Below are 10030 nucleotides of genomic sequence, written 5' to 3' on the forward strand. Positions count from 1 at the left end.
GCGGCGGCCCGGACTAGAGCCTTACCACACCACGCATCTCCGCTCGGCCGGCCGGACCATGGCCGAGCCCTTGCGGCAGGCGAACGCCTTGGCGAAGGCGGGCATGTTGGCCAGCGGCCCGTTCACCCGGAAGCTCGCCGGCGCGTGGTTGTCCAGGCGCGCATAGGCCTCGCGCTGCACCGTGCAGCGGCTCTGGGCGTAGGCGATGAAGAAGCGCTGGGCGCGGGTGAAGCCCGCCTTGTCGCGCTGCCCCATCCGCGGCCCCAGGGCGCGGACCAGCGCGTCGTAGGCGAAGTTCACGCCGCCCAGGTCGGCCACGTTCTCCGAGAAGGTCCGCTCGCCGTTCAGGCGGGCGCCTCCGCCGAGATCGACCTCGTTCGCCTGCTTGATCAGGCACTGGGCGCGCTGGTCGTGCGCGCTGGCGTCGGCGGCGGTCCAGATGTCGTGGCCCTCGCCCTCGGCGTCGTAGTCGTGGTTTTCCAGGACGTGGGTGACCTCGTGCCCGACCAGGGCGCCGTAGCCGCCCATACGCAGTTCCGGCGAGGCGTCTTCGTCGTACCGCGGCGGCGTCAGGCCGGCCGCCGTCAGGATGATCGAATTGGTGAAGACGTCGGGATAACCGTTGGGAACGGTCAGGCGCGCGACGGCCAGGCCCGGCGCGACGTCCGGATAGACCATGATCTCCCAGGACTCGCGGGTGCGCGGCTCGTTCACCCGAGCCCAGGCGCGCTTCTCCTGGAAGCCGCGGGTGGCCATCACGTTGTCGAAGAAGTTCGTCGCCGACATCGGATCGGCGCCGGTCGCGGGCCACGCGTCCGGGAAGCCGACCTTGATCGACAGCGCGTCGATCTTCTTGCGGGTCGCCGCGCGCGCGGAGGGGGACAGCCAGGTCATGCCGTCGACGGAGTCGGCGATCTGGCCGCGGACCTGATGGACGATGGTCTTGGCGCCGCCGCGCGCCTGCACGCCGATGAAGCGGGTCGAGTACTGCCGCGACAGCTCAACGCCCATGCCCTTGATGGTCTCGACCTCGCATTCGTCGGCCCGCGACGCGCGCGGCTCGTCGAGGTAGGCGGCCGCGAAGCGGGCCTGCTCCTCGCGCATGGCGCCCGGCAGGGCCGGCGTCACGGTGTCGAGCAGGCGCCAGCGCAGGTAGGCCTTCAGATCGCGCATCGACCACTGCGCCAGGCCGTCGTTCACGGCCTTGAGGTACTTCGGCGAGGTGACGTTCATCGGCCGGCCGGCCGGCTGTCCGACGGCCTTCAGGTAGTCCGCCCAGGCGAAGTTCGGATAGTTCCGCGCCAGGGCGGCCGGATCGATCGGGTTGTTGCTGATCGACGGATCGAAACGTTCGGCGAAGGACAGCGAGACGCGCGCCATCGCCTTCTCCATCGCCACGATCCGCTCGGCCTGACGGTTCGCCTCGCCGCGCTCGACGCCGGAGCTCGCCAGCATGGCGGCGACGTGGCCCCTGTAGCTCGCGATCACCGCCGCCGCTTCGGCGCCGTCGTCGCGATAGGTCCCGCGCGGCAGCCCGAACGCCCCCTGGTGGATCTCGCCGCGGAAGCGCGATTTGTCGGCCGGATCCGGCTCGCCGGAATAGCGGAAGAAGGCGCGCACGCCGCGCGCGTGCAGGCTCTGCAGCACGGTCGCGAAGTCCGCGCGGGTCTCGACGCCGTCGATCCGGCCCAGCCACCCCTGGAGGGAGGCTTGGGCGAGCCTGTCGGCCTGGTCGCCGCCGGCCATGCAGGACGCGTAGAACACCTGCAGCCGGTCGACCTCGGGGTCCTTCGCCAGGCTCCGGTCGGTCAGCAGCGCCGTCATCGCGGCCCGGTTCTGGGCGCTGGCCGCCTCTTCGGCCAGGGCCACGTAATTGCGGTCGGTCGGCTCGCCGGTCTTCGCCATCCAGCCGCCGCAGACGTACTGGTAGAAGTCGGTGCACGGGTCGGCGCTTCGGTCGAAGGTCGAGGTGTCGAGCGGGCTCAGGACCGGCTCGGCGGGCGGTTTGCTCATCGCCTGCGACCCGCCCAAGATCAGAAGCGACGTCGCCAGTCCCGCGGCGACCACGACCTGAAATTTGCGAGACACGGCGACCTCCCCCGAAAGACGCGCGACTGCGGGCGTCTACGCAGCCCCGTGATGACGATCAGACGCCGCATCGCGCGGCCGGACGATCACCTTCGGGCGGCAAAGATTGATCGAACGGTGTTCCGCTGTAACGTGAATTCCTCGACACGTTCCCTAGCCGCGACGAAGCGAGTCCTCCGCGCGCCGAAAGCGGCGCTGTCTGCGCTCAGTCCAGGATGGCCTCGACGCCCATGCGGTCGAGCTGCGCCAGGTGGTCCTTCATGGTCTTGAGCTGCTCGGGCGAATGCCCGGTCCAGTCGGCGACCTCGCCGACCACCCGCAGCGGATCGCGGGTGCGATAGGACCTCGTCGGATTGCCCGGGAATTTCTTGTCGGTCAGGTTGGGATCGTCCTCGAACGGGCCGGTCGGCTCGACGAGGTAGATCCGCCCCTGGCCTTCCCCCTGGGCCAGCTCCGCGCCCCAGACGGCCGCGTCGAGCGTGGCGGTCAGATAGACGAAGGCCGCCACCTTTCGCTTGCCGTAGTTGGAGGCGTAGCCGGGGCTGATCAGGTCGCCCGCCTTCAGATCCGCCTTGGTGCCGTGGAAGAACGGCTGTGCGCTGGTCATAGGATGGGCCCCCTGAAAATGCGGGACCGGCGGTCCCGCGCGTCGAGGCGTCATAAGCTGCGCATAATTCGCGGCCCGCCAATTCTTGAACTCAGGTTTTTTGCGCCCAAATCCCTGTCAGGCGGGGCGCTGAGGCTTCGCGCCCTCTATCGCCCGCCGGGGCGGAGAGGGGCCGCGACGAGGGGCCGCGAAATTTCGGACGCGCGCCTGCTTCCGTGTAGCGGAACAGGCCGGTAGTGAAGTTGCGATGATCGCGCGCTCGAAACTTCGCCCCACTCCCTTTGAAATCGGCCCGGTGCACTTCGTCGGCATCGGCGGCATCGGCATGAGCGGCATCGCCGAGATCATGCTGAAGATCGGCTATTCGGTGACCGGCTCCGACGCCAAGGCCTCGGCCAACACCGAGCGGCTCGAAAAGCTGGGCGCCAAGATCTTCGTCGGCCACGCGAGCGAGCACGTCGGCGACGTCTCGGCCGTGGTCTATTCGACCGCCGTGAAGCCGGACAACCCGGAGATGGTGGCCGCCCGCGAGCGCCGCATCCCGCTGGTGCGCCGCGCCGAGATGCTGGCCGAGCTGATGCGGCTGCAGTTCTCGATCGCGGTGGGCGGCACGCACGGCAAGACCACCACCACCTCGATGGTCGCCTGCCTGCTGGACGCCGGCGGGCTGGATCCGACCGTGGTCAACGGCGGCATCATCAACGCCTACGGCACCAACGCCAAGGTCGGCGACGGCGACTGGATCGTGGTCGAGGCCGACGAGAGCGACGGCAGCTTCCTGCGCCTGAAGTCGACGGTCGCCATCGTCACCAACATCGACGCCGAGCACCTGGACCACTGGGGCGACTTCGAGGCGATGAAGAAGGGCTTCCGCGACTTCGTGGAGAACATCCCCTTCTACGGCTTCGCGGCCGTCTGCCTGGACCACCCCGAGGTGCAGAACCTGGTCGCCCAGGTCGAGAACCGCCGGCTGATCACCTACGGCATCAATCCGCAGGCCGAGGTGCGCGCCACCAAGGTCGAGATGGGCCCCGACGGCTGCCAGTTCGACGTGGTCATCAGCCCGCGCGACCGCGATCCGATCACGCTGCGCGACGTGGCGCTGCCGATGGCCGGCTGGCACAACGTCTCCAACTCCCTGGCGGCCATCGCCGTGGCGCTGGAGCTGGGCGTGTCCGAGCGCGACATCAAGCAAGGCCTGGCCAAGTTCGGCGGCGTGAAGCGGCGCTTCACCACCACCGGCGTGGCCCGCGGCGTGCGTGTGATCGACGACTACGGCCACCACCCGGTGGAGATCGCCGCGGTTCTGAAGGCCGCCCGCCAGGTCGCCCGCGGCAAGGTCGTCGCCGTGGTCCAGCCGCACCGCTACACGCGCCTGCGCGACCTGATGACCGAGTTCTCGACCTGCTTCCACGACGCCGACACGGTGATCGTGGCCGACGTCTACACCGCCGGCGAGCAGCCGATCGACGGCGTGCACAAGGAGGCGCTGGCCGAGGGCCTGCGCCGCCACGGCCACCGGCACGTGCTGCTGCTGGACGGCCCCGCCGCCCTGGCCGGGCTGGTCGCGCAGGAAGCCGCGATCGGCGATCTGGTCGTGTGCCTGGGCGCCGGAGACATCACCCAATGGGCCTACGCCCTGCCGGGTCAACTCGAACTCCTGGAGACCGCGGCGTGAGCTGGCGCGACACCCTGCCTGAGACCCGCGGCAAGCTGCTGAAGGGCGCGGAGCTGGCTCCGTTCACCTGGTTCCGCGTCGGCGGGCCGGCTGACGTGCTGTTCCTGCCCGAGGACCACGAGGACCTCGAAGCCTTCCTGAAGGGGCTGGACGCGGAGGTGCCGGTCACGGTGCTGGGCGTCGGCTCCAACACCCTGGTGCGCGACGGCGGCGTCGACGGCGTGGTGATCCGTCTCGGCAAGGCCTTCGGCCGGGTCGAGACCATGGACGGGAACCGCATCTACGGCGGCGCGGCCGTGCTGGACGCCACCCTGGCGAAGAAGGCGGCCGAGGCGGGCCTTGCGGGCCTGGAGTTCTTCCGCGGCGTGCCGGGCACCATCGGCGGCGCCTGCGTGATGAACGCCGGCTGCTACGGCGCGGAGACCAAGGACGTGCTGGTCGAGGCCTACGCGGTCGACCGCGCCGGCGAGCGCCACGTGCTGTCGGCCGAGGACATGGGCTTCACCTACCGCCGCTCGGAAGCGGCCGCCACGCGCGGGCTGATCTTCACCGGCGCGGTGTTCCAGGGCGTGCCGGACGAGCCGGACGCGGTGATGGCGCGCATGGACGAGATCACCGCCCGGCGCGAGGCCACCCAGCCGATCAAGGAAAAGACCGGCGGCTCGACCTTCAAGAACCCGCAGGGCCACAGCTCCTGGAAGCTGGTCGACGACGCCGGCTGGCGCGGCAAGCCGTTCGGCGGCGCCCAGTTCTCCGAGCTGCACTCCAACTTCATGATCAACACCGGCGAGGCCACCGCCGCCGACCTCGAGGGTCTGGGCGAGGCTGTCCGGGCTGACGTGAAGGACAAGTTCGGCGTCGAACTCGAGTGGGAAATCAAGCGGATCGGCCGGACCAAGTGAACGGCTGATTAACCCTGCGGCGAGCACGCTCCCGTTCTGGGAGGCGTTCGGGGGACCGCCGCATGCAGCTGAAACGTCTGGCTCCGATCGCAGCCCTCGGCGTGACGGTGTTCGCCTTTTCCTGGGCCAGCATCGTCCTGTTCCGCGAGGGGGCGGTGTCGGCCGTGTGGCCGGCCAACGCCGTGGTCCTGGCCTTCGTGATCCGCTGGGCCCGCAACCCGGACGAAGCCGCGCTGGGGCTGGGCGCGGCGGTCGGGGCCATGATAGGCGCCAACATCATCTGCGGCCTGCCGCCGCTGCACGCCTTCGGCTTTCCGCTCGGCAACGGCCTGGAGATCGCGCTCGCGGCCTGGCTGGTGCGCGACGTGCGCGCGCCGCTGTCCGGAACGCGCGACCTGATCCGCTTCCTCGGCGGGGCGGTCGTCGCGGCCCCGGCGGCCGGGGCCGTCGTGGCCGCCGCCCTGATGGCCGCCTCCGGCGAGCAGAACCTGATCGGCGCGGGCGTCCGCTGGTGGCTGGCCGACGCGCTCGGCATGGCCGTGGTCGCGCCCGTGGCCCTGTCGCTGAGGCGCGCGCACCTGCGCCGCGACCGTCCGGGCGTGGCCGCCAGCATTGCGGCCCAGCTTGCGGTGGCGGCCGCCGCCGGCCTGGTGTTCGCCCTGCCGTATCCGATGTTCTACCTGCTGTTCCCGCTGGTCATGCTGGCGGTGTTCGCCGACCGCGAGGTGGGCGGCGCGATCGCCGTGGCCGGCGTGGCCCTGATCGCGGTCGGCGCGACCATGTTCGGCTACGGGCCGGCCGCGGCGACGCCGCACGGCCTGTTCCTGGTCCAGGGCATGCTGGCCGCCCTGGTGCTGACCATCCATCCGGTCGCCGCCGTGCTTCGCCGGCTGGACGGCTACACCGCGGTGCTGGAGCGCGAGCGGGCCCGGGCCGTGGCGCTGAGCGACACCAAGACCCGTTTCCTGGCTCACGTCAGCCACGAGATCCGCTCGCCCCTGACCGGCGTGGTCACGGTCGCCGAGTTGATGGCCTCGGGCGCGCTGGGCGTGCTGACCCCGCGCCAGCACGAGATGATCGAGCGGATCGCCGCCAGCGGCGCGGAGATCGACGCCCTGTCGCGCGACCTGATCGACGCGGCCGCCATCCAGGCCGGCAAGGCCAAGGCCGTGCTGGCCGACGTGGCCGTGGGCGAGGTGGTGGCGACCGCCGTGGAGACCGCGCGCATGCGCACCCGCGACCAGGGCGCGAAGTTCGTGCTGGGCGTCGTGCCGGCCGAGGCCGTGCTTCGCGCCGATCCGGCCCGGCTGCGCCAGGCGCTGGTGAATCTGCTGGTCAACGCGGCGAAGTACGGCGGCCGCCCGCCGGTCGTGCAGGTGGACGTGGTTGAGGTCGAGGGGCGGGTGCGCATTACGGTCAGCGACAACGGCCGCGGCGTGCCGCCGGATCGCCGCGAGGCGGTGTTCGGCGATTTTGACCGCGCGGGAGCCGAAAGCACCGACATCGAGGGCTGGGGCGTGGGCCTGAGCCTGTCGCGCGAACTGGTGCGCCTGCAGGGCGGCGAACTGGGCGTGAGCGACGGCGCGCTGGGCGGCGCGGCCTTCTGGATCGACCTGCCGGGCGCGCCGATTTCCGCCGCGGCTTGAAGCCGCTGCAGTAACGCGCTTTTCAGCCGCCGCGCCCTCTATCACGTCGTAGAACCAGGCGTTATCAGCCCCGCTCAAGCTCAAGACGGATGCCTCGCATGACCGCCAAGTCTCTCGCCGATCTCCACGTCGCCGTTCTGCTGGGCGGCATCAGCTCGGAGCGCGAGGTGTCGCTGGTCTCCGGGGCGTCGTGCGCCGACGCGCTGGAGCGCCAGGGCGTGAAGGTCAGCCGCGTCGACGCCGGCCGCGACCTGGCCGAGGTGCTGACCAGGCTGAAGCCCGACGTGGTGTTCAACGCGCTCCACGGCGCCTGGGGCGAGGACGGCTGCGTCCAGGGCATCCTGGAGACGCTGCAGATCCCCTACACCCACTCCGGCGTGCTGCCCTCGGCGCTCGCCATGGACAAGGCCAAGGCCAAGGCGGTGCTGACCGCCGCTGGCGTGGAGATGCCGGGCGGCGGGCTCTACGACCGTCACGCGGTGGCGCGCGACCACGTCATGGCCCCGCCCTACGTGGTCAAGCCGAACGCCGAGGGCTCCTCGGTTGGCGTCTTCCTGGTGTTCGAGGGCGCCAACGGCCCGCCGAGCGCGGTGGGCGAGGAGAGCTGGACCTACGGCGAACAGGTGATGGTCGAGCCCTACATCGCCGGCAAGGAACTGGCCGTGGCGGTGATCGGCGAGGCGAGCGGCCCGCGCGCGCTTGCGGTGACCGACATCGTCTCGGCCACCGGCTTCTACGATTACGAGGCCAAGTACGGCGAAGGCGGCTCCCGCCACGTGCTGCCCGCGCCGATTCCGCCGGCCGTGGCCGAGCGCGCCATGCGCATGGCCGAGCGCGCGCACGCCGCTTTGGGTTGCCGCGGTATTACGCGAAGCGACTTCCGTTATGACGATGTTAAGGACGTCCTGGTCCTCTTAGAGGTCAACACTCAGCCCGGCATGACGCCGACCTCGCTCGCGCCTGAGCAGGCCGCGTACGTCGGGATGAGCTTCGAAGACCTCGTCAGGTGGATCGTGGAGGACGCCTCATGCCCGCGGTAGTGCGGGGCGGCCGGAAGCAAGCTCCGACGCCGAAGAAGGCGGGCAAGACGACCAGCCGCAGCGCGCGTCCCGCGCCGCGCGGCGGGCGTCAGCCGCACGCCGACGGCGGTCGTGTGCCGCCCAAGCTCGGGATCGCCGTGGCTTTGGGCGTCGTCGTTCTGGGTATTACCCTGACCATGGCGACCGGCGGCCGCGCCCAGGCGTTCAGCGCCGCGGTCGGCCAGGGCGTCGACAACCAGCTGGCGGCCATGGGCTTCAAGCTGAAGGCCGTGCACATCAAGGGCGCCTCGCCCGAGGCTCTGCCGTACGTGCAGCGCGCCCTGAACCTGCGTCGCGGCCAGCCGCTGGCCCGGCTGGACCTGGCCGAGGTGCAGGGCCGGGTGAAGGCGGTGGGCTGGGTCAAGGACGCCAAGGTGGTGCGCCTGCTGCCCGACACCCTGGTGATCTCGATCACCGAGCGCGAGCGCCTGGCCGTCTGGCAGCACGAGGGCCGCGCCGCGGTGATCGACGCCGAGGGCCAGGTGATCCCGGAGGCCGATCCGGGCCGCTTCCCCGACCTGCCGCTGGTGGTGGGCGACGGGGCCGACATTACGGCGGGCGAGATCCTGCCGCTGGTGGTTCAGCGGCCGCGGCTGCTGGGCCGGCTGGAGGCCCTGGTGCGCGTGGACACGCGCCGCTGGGACCTGCGGCTGAAGGACGGCAGCCTGATCCAGCTTCCGGCGGTGGACGAGGAGTCCGCGCTGATCCAGCTGGACCAGCTGGACCAGCGCTCGCGGGTGCTGGAACTGGGGTTTGCGCGGATCGATCTGCGCGACCCGGAAATGATCGCGGTTCGACCGCGCGACGGCCGTCAGGTCGTCTCGCCGGCCGCGGGTGGTGCTTGAGTAATTTTCGGATCTAGGGGCGCGGGGGCGTTCGATGTCGCGGCTGGATGACAAGCGCGAAGCGAGAGACGGCATGAAGACGCTGGGCGGCGGACGCTCGCCGGTGATCGCCGCCCTGGATCTGGGCGCGTCGAAGATCGGCTGCTTCATCATGAAGGCGGACGGCATCCGCCGCTCCGACCGCACCGTGCGTGTGGCCGGGGTCGGCTACGTGCAGTCGCGCGGGGTGAAGAACGGCCTGATCGTCAACATGGAGGACGCCGCGCAGGCGATCGCCCAGGCGGTCGAGCGGGCCGAGACCATGGCCGGCGTGCCGGTGCACGCGGTCACCGTGACCACCGCCGGCGGCCAGCCGGTCAGCCACCGGGTCTCGATCCAGGTGCCGCTGGGCCAGCGCCCGATCGCCGACACCGACCTGACCCGCGCCATCGCCCAGGCCCTGGCCCAGGTCCGTTACCCGAACCGCCGCCCGGTCCACCTGCTGCCGATCGCCTGGTCGGTCGACGGCCAGCGCGGCGTGCGCGACCCGCGCAACATGTACGGCCGCACGCTGGGCCTCGACCTGCTGGTCGTGACCATGAACGAGAGCGCCTTCCAGACGCTCGGCCATTGCCTGGACCTGGCGCACCTGGAGCTGACCGGCGTGGTCGCAGCCCCGCTGGCTTCGGCGCTCGCGTCGCTCGAAGACGACGAGATGGACCTTGGCTGCGTCTGCATCGACATGGGCGGCGGGTCGACCTCGGCGGCGGTGTTCGCCGGAGGCTCGCTGGTCCACGTCGACAGTCTGACGGTGGGCGGCGGCCACGTCACCGCCGACATCGCCCGCGGCATCTCCACCTCCCTGGCCGGCGCTGAGCGCATCAAGGTGCTGCACGGCTCGGCCATCGCCTCGGCCAACGAGGACCGCGAGACCATCGAGGCCCCGCCGCGCGGCGACGATCCGGGCGCCGGCCCGATCGTGGTGCCCCGCTCGATCGTCAAGAACATCATCGCCCCGCGCGTCGAGGAGACCTTCGAGCTGGTGCGCGAGCGCCTGAAGGCCGCCGACGTCATGCTGGACCCCGGCGCCGGCGTCGTGCTGACCGGCGGCGCCAGCCAGCTGGCCGGCGTGCGCGAGCTGGCGGTGCGCGTGTTCGACCGTCCGGTGCGCCTGGGCCGCCCGCGCCGCGCGCCCCACCTGGCCGA

At 71.1% G+C, this 10030-nt stretch carries 8 protein-coding genes; 6 read left to right on the forward strand and 2 right to left on the reverse strand.

Going from position 1 to position 10030, the window contains the following annotated elements; translation table 11 throughout:
* Positions 1–21 precede the first annotated feature (21 nt).
* Entirely contained in the window at positions 22–2088 is a 2067-nt protein-coding gene (locus G3573_RS07295; RefSeq protein WP_163260422.1) for a M13 family metallopeptidase, read from the reverse strand.
* Between the two features lie 205 nt (positions 2089–2293).
* Positions 2294–2695 (reverse strand): NAD(+)--rifampin ADP-ribosyltransferase, encoded by a 402-nt coding sequence (gene arr / locus G3573_RS07300; RefSeq protein ID WP_163260423.1) that lies wholly within the window; start codon positions 2693–2695, stop codon positions 2294–2296.
* Between the two features lie 247 nt (positions 2696–2942).
* Here arr and murC point away from each other — a divergent pair, with 247 nt between their 5' ends.
* The 6 genes from murC to ftsA all read left to right on the forward strand — a co-directional run.
* Complete coding sequence (murC, locus tag G3573_RS07305; RefSeq protein ID WP_163260424.1) at positions 2943–4373, forward strand: UDP-N-acetylmuramate--L-alanine ligase; 1431 nt, start codon at positions 2943–2945, stop codon at positions 4371–4373.
* Positions 4370–5275, forward strand: a complete 906-nt coding sequence (gene murB, locus G3573_RS07310; protein WP_163260425.1) for a UDP-N-acetylmuramate dehydrogenase — start codon at positions 4370–4372, stop codon at positions 5273–5275. The genes murC and murB overlap by 4 nt, the downstream gene beginning before the upstream one ends.
* Before the next feature lie 62 nt (positions 5276–5337).
* Positions 5338–6921 carry a sensor histidine kinase gene (locus G3573_RS07315; protein WP_163260426.1) on the forward strand — a complete coding sequence of 528 codons (1584 nt, stop codon included), beginning with the start codon at positions 5338–5340 and terminating at the stop codon, positions 6919–6921.
* A gap of 98 nt (positions 6922–7019) precedes the next feature.
* On the forward strand, positions 7020–7961 hold the full coding sequence (locus tag G3573_RS07320) for a D-alanine--D-alanine ligase (protein WP_163260427.1): 942 nt from the start codon (positions 7020–7022) through the stop codon (positions 7959–7961).
* Positions 7949–8845, forward strand: coding sequence for a cell division protein FtsQ/DivIB (locus G3573_RS07325; RefSeq protein WP_163260428.1), 897 nt, complete (start codon positions 7949–7951; stop codon positions 8843–8845). The genes G3573_RS07320 and G3573_RS07325 overlap by 13 nt, the downstream gene beginning before the upstream one ends.
* Positions 8846–8879: 34 nt before the next feature.
* The coding region (gene ftsA / locus G3573_RS07330) for a cell division protein FtsA (RefSeq protein ID WP_163260429.1) at positions 8880–10030 on the forward strand (1151 nt) is incomplete at its 3' end.

It is taken from the genome of Caulobacter sp. 17J65-9, from assembly GCF_010975005.1.
Taxonomy (GTDB): Bacteria; Pseudomonadota; Alphaproteobacteria; order Caulobacterales; family Caulobacteraceae; genus 17J80-11.

Coding starts and splice junctions, on each gene's coding strand:
- arr (WP_163260423.1), bottom strand. CDS start 2,695: ATGACCAGCGCACAGCCGTTCTTCCACGGCACCAAGGCGGATCTGAAG.
- murC (WP_163260424.1), top strand. CDS start 2,943: ATGATCGCGCGCTCGAAACTTCGCCCCACTCCCTTTGAAATCGGCCCG.
- G3573_RS07315 (WP_163260426.1), top strand. CDS start 5,338: ATGCAGCTGAAACGTCTGGCTCCGATCGCAGCCCTCGGCGTGACGGTG.
- G3573_RS07320 (WP_163260427.1), top strand. CDS start 7,020: ATGACCGCCAAGTCTCTCGCCGATCTCCACGTCGCCGTTCTGCTGGGC.
- G3573_RS07325 (WP_163260428.1), top strand. CDS start 7,949: ATGCCCGCGGTAGTGCGGGGCGGCCGGAAGCAAGCTCCGACGCCGAAG.